14 protein-coding genes and 2 tRNA genes are annotated in these 15,413 nt (G+C 62.8%); 6 read left to right on the forward strand and 10 right to left on the reverse strand.

All coding sequences use genetic code 11. From position 1 onward, the window contains the following. Positions 1-2 precede the first annotated feature (2 nt). From EFAMC2_RS01180 to EFAMC2_RS01195, 4 genes are all read right to left on the reverse strand, one after another. Entirely contained in the window at positions 3-575 is a 573-nt protein-coding gene (locus EFAMC2_RS01180) for an L-2-amino-thiazoline-4-carboxylic acid hydrolase (protein ID WP_154026171.1), read from the reverse strand. Positions 576-703: 128 nt separating this feature from the next. Beyond that, a complete protein-coding gene (locus EFAMC2_RS01185) occupies positions 704-2,302 on the reverse strand; it encodes a PTS system mannose/fructose/sorbose family transporter subunit IID (RefSeq protein WP_222838493.1) in 1,599 nt (532 codons plus the stop codon). A 141-nt stretch (positions 2,303-2,443) separates the two neighbouring features. Then, positions 2,444-2,935, reverse strand: a complete 492-nt coding sequence (locus EFAMC2_RS01190; protein WP_154026173.1) for a PTS sugar transporter subunit IIB — start codon at positions 2,933-2,935, stop codon at positions 2,444-2,446. Between the two features lie 136 nt (positions 2,936-3,071). Beyond that, positions 3,072-3,473 (reverse strand): PTS sugar transporter subunit IIA, encoded by a 402-nt coding sequence (locus EFAMC2_RS01195; RefSeq protein WP_154026175.1) that lies wholly within the window; start codon positions 3,471-3,473, stop codon positions 3,072-3,074. A 452-nt stretch (positions 3,474-3,925) separates the two neighbouring features. On the opposite strand from EFAMC2_RS01195, the gene EFAMC2_RS01200 reads away from it, so the two are divergent. Next, complete coding sequence (locus tag EFAMC2_RS01200) at positions 3,926-5,251, forward strand: DUF4143 domain-containing protein (protein WP_154026177.1); 1,326 nt, start codon at positions 3,926-3,928, stop codon at positions 5,249-5,251. A 124-nt stretch (positions 5,252-5,375) separates the two neighbouring features. Here EFAMC2_RS01200 and purH read toward each other — a convergent pair whose 3' ends face one another. Further along, positions 5,376-7,001 carry a bifunctional phosphoribosylaminoimidazolecarboxamide formyltransferase/IMP cyclohydrolase gene (gene purH / locus EFAMC2_RS01205; RefSeq protein ID WP_154026179.1) on the reverse strand — a complete coding sequence of 542 codons (1,626 nt, stop codon included), beginning with the start codon at positions 6,999-7,001 and terminating at the stop codon, positions 5,376-5,378. Positions 7,002-7,354: 353 nt separating this feature from the next. After that, positions 7,355-9,301: a DUF2207 domain-containing protein gene (locus EFAMC2_RS01210; RefSeq protein ID WP_187325070.1), complete on the reverse strand. Its 1,947-nt coding sequence runs from the start codon at positions 9,299-9,301 to the stop codon at positions 7,355-7,357. A gap of 270 nt (positions 9,302-9,571) precedes the next feature. On the opposite strand from EFAMC2_RS01210, the gene EFAMC2_RS01215 reads away from it, so the two are divergent. Together EFAMC2_RS01215 and gluQRS are read left to right on the forward strand one after the other, a co-directional pair. Further along, a complete protein-coding gene (locus EFAMC2_RS01215) occupies positions 9,572-10,090 on the forward strand; it encodes a ferritin (protein WP_154026181.1) in 519 nt (172 codons plus the stop codon). Between the two features lie 85 nt (positions 10,091-10,175). Then, positions 10,176-11,162: a tRNA glutamyl-Q(34) synthetase GluQRS gene (gene gluQRS, locus EFAMC2_RS01220; protein ID WP_154026183.1), complete on the forward strand. Its 987-nt coding sequence runs from the start codon at positions 10,176-10,178 to the stop codon at positions 11,160-11,162. A gap of 249 nt (positions 11,163-11,411) precedes the next feature. Here the strand turns inward: gluQRS and EFAMC2_RS01225 are convergent. Continuing rightward, a tRNA-Arg gene (locus EFAMC2_RS01225) sits at positions 11,412-11,488 on the reverse strand. A gap of 184 nt (positions 11,489-11,672) precedes the next feature. On the opposite strand from EFAMC2_RS01225, the gene EFAMC2_RS01230 reads away from it, so the two are divergent. Together EFAMC2_RS01230 and EFAMC2_RS01235 are read left to right on the forward strand one after the other, a co-directional pair. Continuing rightward, a tRNA-Ser gene (locus tag EFAMC2_RS01230) sits at positions 11,673-11,763 on the forward strand. Positions 11,764-11,841: 78 nt separating this feature from the next. Continuing rightward, positions 11,842-12,381, forward strand: a complete 540-nt coding sequence (locus EFAMC2_RS01235; protein WP_154026185.1) for a hypothetical protein — start codon at positions 11,842-11,844, stop codon at positions 12,379-12,381. 204 nt (positions 12,382-12,585) lie between these two features. Here EFAMC2_RS01235 and EFAMC2_RS01240 read toward each other — a convergent pair whose 3' ends face one another. Next, positions 12,586-13,116: a hypothetical protein gene (locus EFAMC2_RS01240; RefSeq protein WP_187325071.1), complete on the reverse strand. Its 531-nt coding sequence runs from the start codon at positions 13,114-13,116 to the stop codon at positions 12,586-12,588. Positions 13,117-13,211: 95 nt separating this feature from the next. Further along, a complete protein-coding gene (locus tag EFAMC2_RS01245) occupies positions 13,212-13,634 on the reverse strand; it encodes an Hsp20/alpha crystallin family protein (RefSeq protein ID WP_154026189.1) in 423 nt (140 codons plus the stop codon). A gap of 630 nt (positions 13,635-14,264) precedes the next feature. Between EFAMC2_RS01245 and EFAMC2_RS01250 the strand changes: the two genes are divergently transcribed. Then, the gene (locus EFAMC2_RS01250) at positions 14,265-14,819 is read left to right on the forward strand and encodes a hypothetical protein (RefSeq protein WP_154026191.1); all 555 of its coding nucleotides are present in this window, start codon (positions 14,265-14,267) and stop codon (positions 14,817-14,819) included. 229 nt (positions 14,820-15,048) lie between these two features. Here EFAMC2_RS01250 and EFAMC2_RS01255 read toward each other — a convergent pair whose 3' ends face one another. After that, entirely contained in the window at positions 15,049-15,408 is a 360-nt protein-coding gene (locus tag EFAMC2_RS01255; RefSeq protein WP_154026193.1) for a hypothetical protein, read from the reverse strand. Positions 15,409-15,413 lie beyond the last annotated feature (5 nt).

The raw sequence follows: 15,413 nt of genomic DNA on the forward strand, positions 1-15,413 counted from the left end.
GACTACTCAGCCTCACCCTCGGAGGCAAGACGCTTGGAGCGGCCGGCGTTGACGCGGGCGGCCTCGATGCCAGAGGTTTCGCTCTCACTCTCTGCCTTGCGGGTGAACACGAGCTCACAGTGATCGTCGCCTTGGCCGATCTGATACGGAAACTCGAGGTCAACACCAGCGCAGTCGGCACGCGCGTGATCGCTATAGCAGGCGAGGCGGCAAAGCTCGGAAACCTCCTCGGCAGGAAGCCCCATGGACTTCCACGTGTGGGCCAGCGGACAGAAGTGGAACTTCAGCACGCCGCGCTCGTCCGTCTCCTCCGCAAGCTCCATCTCAAACACGTCCTGGCCGTTGCTGCTGTAGAGCATGCGTGCCATCTTGCCCGGATTGCCCTTACACACGCCGTACTTGCGCCCACGCTCAAGACCGAAGGCATAGATGGTGCGCTCGCAGAACTCGTCCGGATCGATGCCGTGCTTCTTGGCCTCGTTCAGCATCAGGTGGAACCACTGGGCACGGGTACCGTTGGCACCGCGGACGTCGTTGAGGAACTCCTCGCGAGTGAAGGTCTGCTTATCGGACATAGACTCTCCTAGATAGTCGAGAACAAACTTGGGAAGGCATCCGAGAGCGCGCGCAATACGACGTTCCCGGGTTCTGGTAGGGGGGGGTGGAGCCTGATCCCCGCCAGGCTCCACCCCAATAACACGCGCTAGACGGAGAGGACTCCGAAGAAGGCACCAACGAGCGAGACGACGATGAGGATCACGAGGAGCTTGGTGATGGTCCACTTCTTCGTCTTGATGCCCCAGAGCACGAAGAACACGGCGGCAAGGGCAAGCAGGCCCGGCGCGATGGAGTTCAGCGTGTCCTGAAGGACGATGGTCTTCTCACCAAAGGTCCAGCTGAGCGGCGTGGAGACCTTGACCGTATTGGCCGAGAGGGCACCCATGACGAACATACCCACGATGGCAGCGCAGTCGATGAGCTTGTTGATGATGCCGCCAGAGAGGATCTTCTGGATGGACTCGCGGCCCAGACGATAGCCGAGACCGAAGAGCGCGCGGGCCTCGCAGGCGGTGATGATGCCGAACAGGATCGGGAACACGACGCCGAACACGTTGCCCCGCGTGGCGAAGGACGCGCCGAGGGCGAAGAGAATCACCTGAATGGTGCCGAAGTCAACCGTGTCGCCCACGCCGGCGATCGGGCCCATGAGGCCGTTCTTGACGCCGGTGATGATCTCCTCGGGAATGTCAGCGCCCATGGCCTTCTGCTCCTCCATGGCAAGCACGGTGCCGTGGATGAGGCAGCCCCAGTTACCGGAGGTGTTGAAGAACATGAGGTGGCGTTTGAGGGCGGCCTCGAGATCCTTCTGCTCGGGATAGAGCTTGGCAAGCGCGGGGCCAAAGGAGGCGCCCACGGCAAGGGCCTGCATGCGCTCGAAGGAGTTGGACAGCTCGGCCGTGAACTCCCAGCGCAGGAAGACGCCATTGACGTCATGGGCGCTGAGCAGACGCTTGTTCTCCGCAGCCGCAGCCTTGTCGGTGAGCTCGCGAATGGCGCCGAAGGTGTCGTCCTCGTTCATAAAGGTCACGAGCAGGGCGATGCAGATACCGAAGATGGCGGCGGCCATCGTGGGAATCTTAAGGTACTGCACGGCAAAGAAGCCAATGATGAACAGCGGGAGGTACTTCATCTTGCCGATCATGAACACGACGGTGGCGAAGCCGAGGGCCGGCAGCAGACCGCCCATCACATTGAAGCCCGTGAGGAGCCACTGCGGGCAGAGGTCGAGCATGGCGGTAACGAAGTCGGCGCCGAAGTAGTTGATGGCGAACATCAGCGGGAAACGCAGGACGAAGCCGAGCGCCAGCGGATAGATGGTGGCGTTGCGCCACACGCCCTTGACGTCGCCCTTGTCGGCGAGCTTGTCGGCCTCGTGCACGAAGATGGCGTTGACCGTGCGGCGCACGTTGTTCACAAGCACGCCGAGGACACCCAGAGGCACGGCAATGGAAACGGCAGTCTCGGGCGACACGCCCGTCTGGATGGCGATGGGCACGGCGATCAGAGCGGCGAACACGCGGTCGGACGGGATGTTGCCGCCCGCGGCCACCATGCCGAGATACACCATCTCGATGGAGCCGCCCGTAATGACGCCGGTGTCAAGGTGCCCGGTGAGAGCACCGAGAACCGTACCCACGACGAGCGGGGACTTCATCGTCTGGATGAACGAGTAGCCGGCGAGGCTCGCCGCCCACCAGAACCACAGTCCGCAGACTATGGCGAAGAAGAGGTTGAGTCCCATGGATTCACTCCTTACCTGTCAAACGTTGTGAGGCCGCAGCTCATGGAGCGCTTGGCGACCTTCCTTCCCTTTCCTGCAAAGCCAGCGATGGGCCGGCGTGGTGCCACATATGGCAAAACGCGCGGATCGTACCGTCGGGGTCTACGCCTCGTACTTCCTCATGGCGTCCTCGTAGCTCATGCCCGCTTCCTCGGGCACAACCTGGAGCTCGATCTCGACACCGGCATCATGGAGATGCTTGAGGTCCTCGACGTCCTCGGGCCCAAGTGCTACGGCCTGGAACACGATCTTGCGGCCGCTCTCCGCGGGTACGCCACCAAGCTGGAGCTTCTTGAGCTCGAAGCCAGCATCGAAGGCCTTGCGCGCCATCTGGATGCTATTGAACAGCGCAAAGATGTTCTTGGAGCCAAGCTCATCCGCCTTGAAGGCAGCGCCGGCGTCTGCCGTGGACCTGATGTCGACCTCGATACCCGAGGGGGCGGCCATCTTATAGATGCTCACCATGAACGGGTCCTGGCCAAGCATGTCGTCGACGATGAGAATCTCCTGGCAGTTGGCCAGCTTGGACCACTTGGTGATGACCTGACCATGAATCAAGCGATGATCGACGCGCGCGAATGTGATGCTAGGCATACTCTCTCCTTGTCTTTCCGGAGGACAGGAGGCAGCTCCTCCCCGACACTCCACGTTTTGTTGTCGTTGCGCTTTTCTCACTGAGCCGGGCGGTCGTCTCGCGCCCGCAGTGCCCACCCAGCGATACAAACCGTTATTAGCCGAGCAGCTCGTTGACGTGCTTGACACCCTCGTTAGCGGCAGCGAGGCAGTTCTTGGCGAGCTCCTCCACTGAGGCAACCTGCTCGCGAGTCATCAATGCCTCGAGCAGCATCGGCAGATTGAGGCCGGTAAGCACCTGAAGGCCTTCACGCTCCCGCAGGGCCATGGCAGCGACATTGCAGGGGCTGCCGCCAAGGATGTCGCACAGCACAAGAACGCCCTCGCCCGTGTCGACCTTGTCAAGCGCCTGCTGAAACTCCACCCCGAAGTCATCGACATTGTCCTCGCGGCGCAACGAGAGCGTCGCGGCCTGAGTCACAGGTCCGGTAACGAGCTCGCATGCATCCACGGCTCCGGTGCTGAACGAACCGTGCGTCATGACAATGATCCCAATCATGCGGTCCCCTTCCCAAACAGATATCCCGTAGCGCGGCAAAGCTGGTCCCGGGACGCCAAAAGGACGCTCCTCGCAGGCCGAACCCCGACCCTTCGCATGCATCTTGTTTCTGGTGATTAGACGTGCCGGAACCACATTCCGGAGGAGCGTGGCCCGATAAACCTGCCGTGCACTGCAGGATTGGGCGCATTGTTAGCCGGCTTGACCCATTCGTCAACGCTCCCGGCTGAACGGCGCATTTCTCCGCTGATCCGAATAGTTCCTTGTAATGCAGAATCTTGGGTATAGAATTAAGAGTTTCGGACTCGCGCTTTTGCTTCTGAATAACAACGTCTTTGTTTCAGGATTATTTTTCGAAATGGCATAGCTTTATTTTTTATGCAATTTCGAAGCCTCTTCCTTTCCCTCGAAATTGCACATATACTGGTTTTGCGCGCATTCGAGGAGGTTATATGAAAGACCGAAACCACCCGCTCAGGCCAGATACGTACCGCTCGCGCATCTTGGACAAAAAGATTGAGAAGCTCCTCACTATCTCCACAGTTATAGATCTCCACGGCATACGGGGCTGCGGGAAGACGTGGTGCGGCCTTTCCCATGCCAAGAGCATCGTAAGTGCGGATGACGAAACCGTCGCGATGCCACTAATCCAAATGGATGCGCGCATCGCACTCACAGGGCCGCGTCCGCACGCCGTGGACGAGTGGAGCTCATTCCCCGAGCTGCGAAACCAGGCGCTCCGTGCCTCCAATGAACCCGGGTCGTTCATGTTGTTGAGCTCATCGGAGCCACCTCGTGTCCGCGAAGACCAGCGCTCGACACGCCCGAGGGTGGCGCAGATACACATGAGGACGCTCACATTGGCAGAACGCGGTATCTCTACGGCCACCGTGTCGCTCGAAGACCTCGTCACAAGCAATGGCACCGAATCCGCGCTCCCCCAACGGGACGGGTCCGGGGTCACAGGAGCGCATGATGATGGCCAAGAGCTCCACGAGCTTGCCCTCCCCATATGCGAAGGTGGCTGGAGCGCGGCAGCGAGCCGCTCGCATGCAGACGCTCTTGTTATCTCCGCAAATCAGGCGAGCTCGCTGCTCGCGGGTGACGTTCGCAGGCAGGGACGTAAGGAGTCCGTAGCGCGAGCCATACTTGGCAGCATCGAACTCGCAACCGGCGGCGATACCTCCTACGCAGCGCTCGCCGCCCATGCCGCCTCGGCTGGGCTCGCCTTTCCCTCGCGAAACACACTCACCGCATACGCGCGCACCTTCCACCAGCTCTACCTCGTGGAGGAGCTGCCGGGCTGGAAGGCGCCCATTCGATCGTCGTCTCGCGTAAAGACCAAGCCAAGACTCGTTCTCGCAGACCCCTCCCTCGGAATTACGGCAACGGGTCTTGGCGTGCCCGATCTCAGAGATAACCCCAAATGGCTCGAGGCCGGATTCAAAGCGTTGGTCCTGCACGACCTCCTAGCTTATGCGGAGGCCTTGCCTGCGAGACTTAGGGCGAGTGCAAGCTACTACGCGGACGCAGACGGGACCTCGGCCGATATCGTGTTGACGTTTGGGAACGACTGGGCGGCTATCGTCATTGCCACAAAAGAGGGAGACGTCCCAGCCGCAATCAAGCAACTGGGACGTCTCACAAGGAAGGTCGTATCCGGAGAATCGGGAATGGGAGATCCGGTGTTCCGCCTCGTCGTCACGCCCGGAGGCACGGCCTGGCGCGATGGGCGCACCAGCACCGTCGTCGCGCCCATCTCCGCCCTTGGCGCCTAGCCGTGCCAAATCCGGGCCGAAGAAACAGTCCTCCCTCGGCCTGCCCAGTAGCCCGAAACTCCAGTGCTCAAAAAGCGGCGGCCTTGCCATCCCTAGCAAGGCCGCCGCTCAGAAGTAGCAAGACTTAGTGCCTGAAGTGCCTCGCGCCCGTGAACACCATCGCAATGCCGTGCTCGTCGCAGGCCTCGATGGACTCGTCGTCGCGCTTGGAGCCGCCGGGCTGGATGATGCAGGTCACGCCGTGCTCGGCCAGCACGTCCACGTTGTCGCGGAACGGGAAGAAGGCGTCGCTCGCGCAGGCGAAGTTGCCCCTCTCCACGCCCTCGCGCTCGCAGTAGTCCTCGGCGCGCTCGCAGGCGAGGAGTGCCGAGTCCACGCGGTTGGGCTGACCGGGACCCATGCCAATGCCGGCCTTGCCGCGGCTGATCAGAATGGCGTTGGACTTCACGCCCTTGCAGACCTTCCAGGCAAAGAGCAGCTCGGCTATCTCGTCGTCCGTGGGCTTGCGCTTGGTGGGCACAGCAAAGGTTGCGGGATCCTCCTCGACGCGGTCCACGTGCTGCACGAGCACGCCGCCGTCGATGGAGCGCATCTCAAGCTCGGGTGTCTTGCCCACGCCACCCGTGGCAAGCACGCGCAGGTTGGGGCGCTTGGCCATGCGGGCCTTGGCGTCCTCGGAGAAGCCCGGCGCGATGATGACCTCCACGAACTGCTTGTTCTCGTCGGCAAAGTGCTCGACGAGCTCGTAGGGCACCTCGCGGTTGCAGGCGATGATGCCGCCGAAGGCACTCTTGGGATCGCAGGCGAAGGCGCGGTCGTAGGCGGAGGTGATGTCCTCGGCCACGGCGGAGCCGCAGGGGTTCTGGTGCTTGAGAATCACGCACGCCGGCTCGTCGAACTCGCGCACGAGGTTCCAGGCGGCATCCGCGTCCAGGTAGTTGTTGTACGAAAGCGGCTTGCCCTGAATCTGCTCGGCGCCCACGAGCGGATGCTCGGAGCTGCCAAGCTCGGCAAACTCGTCGGCGAAGCAGTAGACGGCGGCCGCCTGCTGCGGATTCTCGCCGTAGCGCAGGTCGTCGGCCTTCTCGAGCCACACGCCAAGCTCGTCGGGAAGGCCGCTCTCGGCCTCGGCGTCGCCCTCCTCGGCATCGAGCTGGTCCGCAAGCCAGGTGGCGATGGCAGTGTCGTAGAGCGCGGTGGTCTCGTAGACCTTGAGCTGCAGCTCACGACGGGTGGCGAGCGTGGTGGCGCCATTGTGGGAACGCATCTCGTCGAGGATGCCGTCGTAGTCCTCCGGGTCAACCACCACGGTCACGCTCGCGGCGTTCTTGGCGGCGGAGCGCAGCATGGAGGGGCCACCGATGTCGATGTTCTCGATGGCGTCCGCGTACGTGACGTCGGGCTTGGCAACGGTCTTCTCGAACTCATAGAGGTTGACGACTACGAGGTCGATCATGCCGATGCCGTGCTCGGCCGCCTCGGCCATATGCTTGGGGTCGTCACGGCGGGCGAGCAGGCCGCCGTGCACCTTGGGGTGCAGCGTCTTGACGCGGCCGTCCATCATCTCGGGGAAGCCCGTGTACTGCTCGATGGGCACCACCTTCACGCCGGCCTCGGCCAGCACGCGGGCCGTGCCGCCGGTCGAGATGACCTCGACGCCAAACTCGTCTTCCAGCGCCTTCACGAACTCGACGACGCCGGTCTTGTCCGTGACCGAAACGAGCGCGCGCTTGATGGGACAGTCTGCCATGGAACCTCCTCGTTGAAGCCTCTACCTTTGGGAGCAGCCTCCGGAATCGGCACGAGACTGCGCCATATCGCCGGCCGTGAGGCAATGCAAGCCGCAGGGCCGTACGATACCAGCGCGGCAAGATTCCGGTTTGAACTCCTAATCTCCTATTGTGCCGCAAAGGGGCGGACTCAGCATGTCGCATGCGAGCGTGACCACAGCGGATACAGCCGCCGTACCGCGAAGAGGCGCGCCCGAGCGCCACTACGTCTACTCGGGCCGCGCCTAGCAGGCGCCAACCATAACTCGCCGCACGTCAATTGCCCCCAAACGACTAGGGCGGGTCACCCCATTCGCGAGGTGGCCCGCCCTGACTAGAAGGCTCCGCCGCCACCTCCGCCACCGCCGCCCCCTCCGCCACCACCGGAGAAGCCGCCGCCAAAGCCGCTGCCGGAGCTGTTCGAGGAGCTCGCAAGCGCGGAGGCGCTCACGCTATGAGCAGACTCGCATGCGCGGCCAAACGCATCCGTGGGGCGGCCGAGATTCCCGTGACGATGACACCACCAGTAGCTGTCATAGAAGCCCGGGCTCTCCAGAATCTCGGGCGCAACCACCCGCAGCTGCGCGATGACGCGCTCGGCCACACCCAGGACCACCGCCATGACCAGCAGCCTGTTCCACAGGATAACGTCACGCGGCACGGCCTCCTTGAGCAGGGTGAAGTCCGTGAGCCAGCGCCTGAGCGCCCTGAGCTTGGCCGTAAGCTCCACGCCCTTGGTCGAAAGGGGTTTCATCTTGGCCACGGTGACGCCGCAGACCACGCAAGACGCAGCCACCAGCACAAGGCCAAGGCAGCCCAGGACAATTCCGCCCAGGGCAAACAGCACAATGGCGGCAGCTGCGGCAACCAGGTTCAGCAGCACGAACACCACGGCGCTGAGGGCGCGCCCCACCTTTGTCGCGTCCGCAAAGTAGCCCTTGCCCTCGCACGCCGCCTTGACCTCACTCGACCAGGCCTCGATGCCGTCGGCATACTTCTGCGGCGCCTCCTTTGCGGCCCTCTTGATGTCGGAAAACGCAATCGCATCGCCCGCCGAAAAGCCAGGCTTCACGAAGCCACCGCGCGCGTTTGGCGCAACCACGTCAAACAACAGCCGCATCGCGGCACGGTCGACGCCATGCGTGGGCCTGTCGCCTCCACGACGAATGACATAGTCCTTCTCGCGCCCGCTCGAATCCTTAACCACATCGAGCGTGATGGCCTTGCCGTCCGTTAGGCGCATGAGCGTTGCGGTGAGCAGCTCGTTGGAAACCGACCCGCCGTTGTAGAGGCAGCCGAGCACGGCCGGGTGAGCCGGCGAGGGAACGTCACGGAAGTACTCGTCCTGGAACTGCGGGACATGCGCCGCCCTGTAACGGCGAAACCTCAGAAGCGTGAACACCACCGCCACCACCGGAAGCGCAAAGGTCACGCCCGTCGCGGCGCCCATCCACGCACGCGCCTGCTCGCGCTCGGCATTTGCGGCGTCTGCCCACGCCTGTTCCTCGCCCTCGATGGTGGAGAGATGGTCGGTGCCAGAGACGGTTGCGCCCGTAAGCCACGCCACCGGGAACACGATGCGGGCTTCTGCAAACTCGCTCGTGCCAACGCCAGGCACGGTGTAGACAACGTCATTGCCATCAAAGGCAAGGCTCGCGTCAAGCGGTCCGTGGCCCCAGGCCTTCACGTTATCGCCCGCCGTCACGGACTGGCCTGCTGGCACCGGCAGGTGCACGCGACAGGTCACGTTGTCCGAGGGCACGTCCCAGCCGTCCGAAACAAACTTCCAGTACAGCTCGCCCGCGTCGCGCCAGGCGTTTACCACATTCGTGACGGTATAGGCGATTCGAATGGTGGCGCTCTCGTCCTCATGGGCCGCGTAGATCTTAAGACGCGTGACGTCTCCGCCCAGGTCGCTAAGCTGGTACGTTCCCGTACGCTCCGCACCAGACTCGCTTAAGGCGCCGCCGGCCGTAAGGTCCTCGACGGACGTAACTGCGAGCTGCGGGCCTTCCGTGTTGGTGGTTGCATCCGGGGCGCCATAGGCGATATCCCAGTACACGCCGTTGTAGGAGCCGCTGAAGTCGAAGGTGCGCTCCTCAACCACGCTGATCGACGCGTCGGCGTTCACCGTGAGGCCAATGTTGACCCCGTCGACGGAATACTCGCGCGCAAACGCATGGCGCGGGATAGCCGCAAGGCAGATGACCATGCCAAGCAGAAGCATCAGGACGTGCGGCGCCAGGCGTGTGGCGCGGTAGGGCGAGAAACGGTCGTTCATGGGACCCCCTCGAGCAGCTTCTCAGTTGCTCCACATGGTACGCGACATGCCGGACGCCCTCGGCGCGCCCCGACCTCTTATCGGCGACCGTCACAAGCGCGAGCCCGCAAGCCGTCGAGCTCCACGTACAAAATCTAAGTGCGCCGCTAGCAAGTCTCGTGCTTGCCGACGACTCAACTGGGTATGCTGGTTGGCGGTCGAACGAGACGCGCCCATTCGACGCATTCAGACCGGGACGCGCGTCAGCGCCCCAGGGAAGGAGTTGCCACCATGGCCATGAATCAGAAGGTTGCCGAGGTTCTCAACGAGCAGATCAACAAGGAGCTCTACTCCGCCTATCTCTACCTCACGTTTGCCGACTATTACGAGGAGCGCGGCCTGAAGGGCTTCGCCAACTGGTACCAGATCCAGGTCCAGGAGGAGGTTGACCACGCCAAGGCGCTGCGTCGCTACCTGCTCGACAACGACTACAAGCCCACGATGGAGGCCATCGCCAAGCCGGACAAGACCTTCAGCAACGACCTCGAGCCGCTTGAGGCCGGCCTCGCCCACGAGGAGTACATCACCGCTTCCATCCACCGCTGCTACGAGGTTGCCCAGGAGGCTCACGACATCCGCGCCCAGAAGATGCTCGACTGGTTCGTTGGCGAGCAGGGCGAGGAGGAGACGAACGCCCGCGACATGATTCAGAACATGAAGCTGTTCGGCGCCGACCCCAAGGGCCTGTACGACCTCGACCGCGAGTATCGGACGCGTACGTATGTCGCTCAGACCACGCTGCCGATGTAACCAGCTCCCGGCGCTACCTTTCGTAGCTCGGTTCTGCCCCCGGCCCGTTTTGGGCTGGGGGCTTTTTCGTGCCATACTGGCGGACATGATTACTGACTTTGCCCCCGCACAAGAGAAGCGCGAGCCCCGCCCTGTGGTGGGGCGGTTTGCGCCTACGCCGAGCGGGCGGATGCATCTGGGCAATGTTGCCTCGTGCCTCGTGGCATGGCTGGGGGCGCGTTCCGCCGGCGGCCGCATGGTACTGCGCATCGAGGACCTTGACCCTCGCGCGCAGAGCCGCGAGCACGCCCGCCTCATCATGGGTGACCTCCACTGGCTTGGGCTCGACTGGGACGAGGGCCCCTATTACCAGAGCGACCGCACCGAGCTCTACGTTGACGCCATCTCGCGACTGGGCAAGCTGGGCCTCACCTACCCCTGCTTCTGCACGCGCAGCGAGCTGCATGCCGCCAGCGCCCCACACGCGAGCGACGGCACCTACGTGTATGCGGGCACGTGCCGCAACCTCTCGACGGAGGAGGTGGCGCGGCGGTCTGCGACGCGGGCCCCGGCGACGCGCCTCCGCGTGCCAGACGTCGATGACCCGGCGGGTACCGTCGCATTCGATGACCTTGTCTACGGACATGTCCGGGAGACGCTCGCAACGGAGTGTGGGGACTTCCTCGTGCGCCGCAGCGACGGCGTCGTTGCCTATCAGCTTGCCGTGGTGGTCGATGACGGCGAGATGGGCGTCACCCAGGTCGTTCGGGGCTGTGACCTTTTGGGGTCCTGTCCTCGCCAGATGTACCTGCAGCGGCTACTTGGCTGCGCGGAGCCGGAGTACGGACACGTGCCCCTCCTGGTTGCCCCCGACGGCCGCAGGCTCTCCAAGCGAGAGCACGACCTTGACCTGGGCGCGCTTCGCGAGCGCTACAGGGGGCCAGAGCCCATCCTCGGCGCCATCGCAAACCGGTTGGGGCTCTGCGAGGCCGGCGAGCCGGTATCTGCCGAAACGTTGGTAGGTCGCTTCTCATGGAGCGTCGTCGCCGCCCACCGTGACAACATCGTCGTGGATGACGACTTTCTTCCCTAAGGCTTCACGGGTGGCACCTTAGCCACCTCTTTTCGAGGGCGTGGCCGGCTAAAGCGCGCACAGCCAAAAACCCACCCACGTCAAAGGCCCCAGTTGAATGCCCCATTGTTGAGGCGCAAGCCAAGGCGCCCACCAATTGCGATGCATCGCCCGTTGGTACCCAGGCATGCCCTGATTGCAACCGACTGCCATCGGAGCCAAAACAGAAAAGAGCCCGGGGCCTCTCAGCTCCCGGGCTCGTCTTATCAGTGGTGCGGCATATAGGATTCGAACCTATGACCTTTTGATTCGTAGTCAAACGCTCTATCCAGCTGAGCTAATGCCGCAGCGCAAGAAATATAATGCCATCGCCCCAAGGGGCTGTCAACAAGAAATTTGAGAAATTTTGAAACGGCTTCTTTAGGGAAGGATTTACGCGTACACGAGAGCCCTCAAGCGCATTGCACAATCTTTCTTGTTTTCCCTTTGAACTTGCCGAGAGGTGCGGTATGATACTTCAGCACCTTTTCCGGAGAGCTGACCGAGAGGCCGAAGGTGCTCGCCTGCTAAGCGAGTATACCCCCTAAGGGTATCTGGGGTTCGAATCCCCAGCTCTCCGCCAGAACGCGCAGGGACCTCTGAGTAGTAACTCGGGGGTCCTTTTTGTTTTGCCGCTCCCGACAGCATCGATTGGAGCCCCATGCAGCCCGATGACCGCCAGGATCTGCACGCCCGGTTCCTGTCATTGCTCGCGCGGCGTAAGCTCCTCCTCCCAGACGGCGAAACGACCATCTACGGACTCCCGGCATGGCGCGAGGTGCCACCCAGCCACAAGCCACAGGCACTCCAAGACGCCAACAACACCCAAAACCATCTGGTGACCTGCGCCTTCGCCACACCCGCAACCGGGCCTGACAAGTGCGCACTTTGGGTCGAGAACGTGTTCGCCTTCCTTGGCATCGACCTCGTGGGCGATTCGGCATCGACGCTCTACGAGCGGTTCTGCCCCTTCACTGACACCTCCCAGCTCCTGGTTGGGATGATTGTGGCAACCTCGGTGCACCCTTATGGCCTCGGCGGAGCCGGCTATGGCCACGTTGGCCTCTACATCGGAGACGGCGAGGTCCTCGACTGCGCACAAGGCAGCGTTAGGCGCGCTCCCCTCGACCTATGGCTTAGCACCTACGGCATTGCCGCCGAGCCGCGCTGGGGCTGGCTCGGCGGCCTACCGCTTGCCTAAGGAGCGAGGCAAACGGGCGGCAGCCCTCCTCTCCGCAAGCGGACGGCAGTCCGCCTCTCACCTGAGGGGTGGATCGGACGGGAGCATCCCGCCCCGGAACGCAAGGCGGGCAGCTGTGGCCGCGACCACGCGCGCTTCGTGCGCGAATCCCGCCCCGGAACGTAAGGCGGGCAGCGCAGGCTTACCTCCGGCAATAGGTAAAAGCTACGCCGCCAGCTCCCCGCTCCTGAAAAGCTCGGCATAGGTATCAAACGAGCGGTACTCGTAGGGAATCCCCTGAGCATCGAGGAAGTCAAGCAGGTCGGCCAGCTGCAGGTCCTCGTCCAAAAAGAACCTCGCGAGTGCGGCAATGGGAGATTCCACGCCCTGCTCAAGAGGGTCCCCGAGTCCATAGGCCAGGCTCTCCGCCGCCTCGCCATTCAGCACCGCACATCCCACATGCCATGGCGAGCCGAAGGCCTCGCAAGTCAGCTCGCCCTCTGTCTTGGCGTAGACGAGCAGCCCGCCGGCACGATGAACCGCGGCAATCTCGAGTACTTCGCGCGAGTCCCCGCGCCTTACCAGCAGAGCGCCTCCATTACCCAGTACGTCCACAAGCTCCATGACCTCTCCCCTCTCTCGTCCTTCTTCTGCCAAGAGGATACCTGGGCTTGCGGACATTATACCGAACTTGTGTTTGGTATTGCGCTTCAAAACATCGAGGTAATCGCACCGCGCGAATATCTTGCGGTACAAAAAAGCGGGCCGCCGCTTTCGCGACGACCCGTCCTACCGTCTAGGAAATTGCGAGGCAACCGCCTCGCGCAAGCTCATCAGCCGAGCAAACTCAGCTAGTCGATGGAGACCTTCGTGACGTTGGCCTTCTCGTCCTGCTTGGGCACGTTGACGGTCAGAATACCATCGGCGAGCTTGGCGCTCAGGCCTGTCGTGGCAGCGTCCTTCAGGAAGACGCCACGCGTGCAGCTGTACTCGCCGGTCTCACGCTGCAGGTAGTTCTTGGCCTTCTCCTCGTCAGAGTCCTTCTTGTCCACGCTGACGGACAGACGGCCTTCGTTCAACTCGACGTCAATCTGGTCGCGCTTCACGCCGGGGACGTGCGCGGTGACAACGTACTTGTCGCCGGCATCCTCAACGTCCATCTTAAAGTCTGCCTGATTGGTCACCGGCGCGAGGACATCGCCAAACACGTCATCGAACGGGAAGAACGAGCGAGCGAGACGATTGTAACGGTCATACGGAATCATGCTTGCCATAGTTACCAGCTCCTTTGGCTTGCGGGCGCCCCGTGAACCCTGCGCCCCTTTGTCGTTGTTGTTTGTTCCCCAGCGGGTCTTCTTTATACACGGGTACGCAAGATTCTTTAGCGAATTTAAGAAGATAATCTAAGTCATTCTATTTAGATTATGAGAAGGCCGTAAGGCGGGCCGCAACGGAATCGGGAGTTGCCGCATCGCACGCCCGGAGGCAAGAGACGCGCGCAGATGTGCGGCGCGCAGTCGAACGCGCCCGAGTTCTCACGGCGTCGCAGTGCTCATTTGGACGCAATGGGGCACTCGAGGCGAAGCGACGCGCAGCCCATTGCACGAGGGGCGCCGTGACGTCGCGACGCGCGGCTCGCCCCGAGAGAGGTGTCGCAGCACCCCGCGCGCATGCCAGAACCAAGTTCAGCCCAACCTGATGGACGAGGGGAGCGGGAACACCCCGCGCGCGCCAAAACCAAGTTCAACCCGCACCAAGTTGCCCAACTCCCCATTTTTTGGCTTTCTTGGGTACCTCGAGCCCTCACTCCGCACACAACCCTCATATGCAGCTTGTTTACAGGCATGCAAGCCGCAAGCAGGGTATAGTGACAGGGTATTTTCCAGTGCTGGCAAGGAGCCCTCATGGCTGACGACAGGGAAACGAGAGCAATTCCGGAGAACCCCGCCCCACTACGGGGAGAGGCGCTCGGCGCACAGCCAGACTACGAGACTGCCCCGTCCCAGCAGCCAGAGGAGCAGGACTCTTTCGAGGCCCACGCCGCCTTTGAGGAGCAGCCCCGCACGTTCGAGGACCAAGGCGACGCCCCTCGCCCGCAGGCAAGGCCCGAGGGCGACCAGCCCTTCGTGCGCCAGCGCAGGCCGCATCACACCCAGCCGCCCGTCAATGACGTGCAGGCAGACGATGCAATTCAGCAGGACTTCTCCTACGAGTCCTCGTACACCTTCTCCAAGCGCGGCCCCGTCGGCGGTCACAGCCATACGTATCGCCGCTCTCGCTCAGACATGAAGCGCGCCAAGAAGACGCTTCGCTACGGCCAGTACCTCTCCGTACCCAAGGGCAGCCGCGAGATCTTCAGCTCGCATGACCGTATCCACCGCAAGCAGATGATTGCCGTAGGCGTTGCCGTCGCCGCGGTTGCCATCATCATCTTCATCGTGGTGTTCCTGCAGCACTAGGCCCCAATAGACGAATTTACGGCGCCAACCCTCGCGACGCAGACAAACCAATCAGCCCGCCGCCCGATTTGACCCACTTGGGAAGCCAATCGGGTGGCGGACTGACTCGGAATGGCAGGCCGGCTCATGCCGATTCTGTTTGAAAAATGAGTCAAAGTAGACGGCAGGCTGACTCAAAACTGGGCGGCGGGCCGACTCACGGATGGCGGGCTGGCTCGCTGCGCCTGTGCTAGCTCCAGGGGTCTCGCTCGAAGAGGGGCTCCGCCTGCGGGCGGCGGTCGGAGTATGGATCGTACCCGTCGTCGTCCTCGCTCTCGGCCCTCACGAATGGGTCCTTGGGCTTAGCTATCTTTGCCGCAAGCTCGGCTTGCTTGTGGCCGATGAGCTCTGCCAGCCGTTCCTCCGCGGTCTTGGCAGCTTCCTGCGCATCCCGGCGCGTTTCCATTGCCTTCTCCACCACCTGCGCATCCAGACGCTCTTCCACGGCCTTTGCGCCCACCCGCGCGTCCCGATATCCACCGCCGGCCTCGGCAGCCGCTTGCGAGCCCTCACGACCGCCAGCGCCCGACCTTATCGCCTTGCTCTCCATGCTTG

Origin of the sequence: Olsenella uli, from assembly GCF_901212655.1 — a bacterium.
Lineage (GTDB): Bacteria > Actinomycetota > Coriobacteriia > Coriobacteriales > Atopobiaceae > Parolsenella > Parolsenella uli_A.

Coding starts and splice junctions, on each gene's coding strand:
- EFAMC2_RS01255 (WP_154026193.1), bottom strand. CDS start 15,408: ATGGAGAGCAAGGCGATAAGGTCGGGCGCTGGCGGTCGTGAGGGCTCG.
- EFAMC2_RS01235 (WP_154026185.1), top strand. CDS start 11,842: ATGCAGCCCGATGACCGCCAGGATCTGCACGCCCGGTTCCTGTCATTG.
- EFAMC2_RS01195 (WP_154026175.1), bottom strand. CDS start 3,473: ATGATTGGGATCATTGTCATGACGCACGGTTCGTTCAGCACCGGAGCC.
- gluQRS (WP_154026183.1), top strand. CDS start 10,176: ATGATTACTGACTTTGCCCCCGCACAAGAGAAGCGCGAGCCCCGCCCT.
- EFAMC2_RS01250 (WP_154026191.1), top strand. CDS start 14,265: ATGGCTGACGACAGGGAAACGAGAGCAATTCCGGAGAACCCCGCCCCA.
- EFAMC2_RS01180 (WP_154026171.1), bottom strand. CDS start 575: ATGTCCGATAAGCAGACCTTCACTCGCGAGGAGTTCCTCAACGACGTC.
- EFAMC2_RS01185 (WP_222838493.1), bottom strand. CDS start 2,302: ATGGGACTCAACCTCTTCTTCGCCATAGTCTGCGGACTGTGGTTCTGG.
- EFAMC2_RS01215 (WP_154026181.1), top strand. CDS start 9,572: ATGGCCATGAATCAGAAGGTTGCCGAGGTTCTCAACGAGCAGATCAAC.
- EFAMC2_RS01245 (WP_154026189.1), bottom strand. CDS start 13,634: ATGGCAAGCATGATTCCGTATGACCGTTACAATCGTCTCGCTCGCTCG.
- EFAMC2_RS01190 (WP_154026173.1), bottom strand. CDS start 2,935: ATGCCTAGCATCACATTCGCGCGCGTCGATCATCGCTTGATTCATGGT.
- purH (WP_154026179.1), bottom strand. CDS start 7,001: ATGGCAGACTGTCCCATCAAGCGCGCGCTCGTTTCGGTCACGGACAAG.
- EFAMC2_RS01210 (WP_187325070.1), bottom strand. CDS start 9,301: ATGAACGACCGTTTCTCGCCCTACCGCGCCACACGCCTGGCGCCGCAC.
- EFAMC2_RS01200 (WP_154026177.1), top strand. CDS start 3,926: ATGAAAGACCGAAACCACCCGCTCAGGCCAGATACGTACCGCTCGCGC.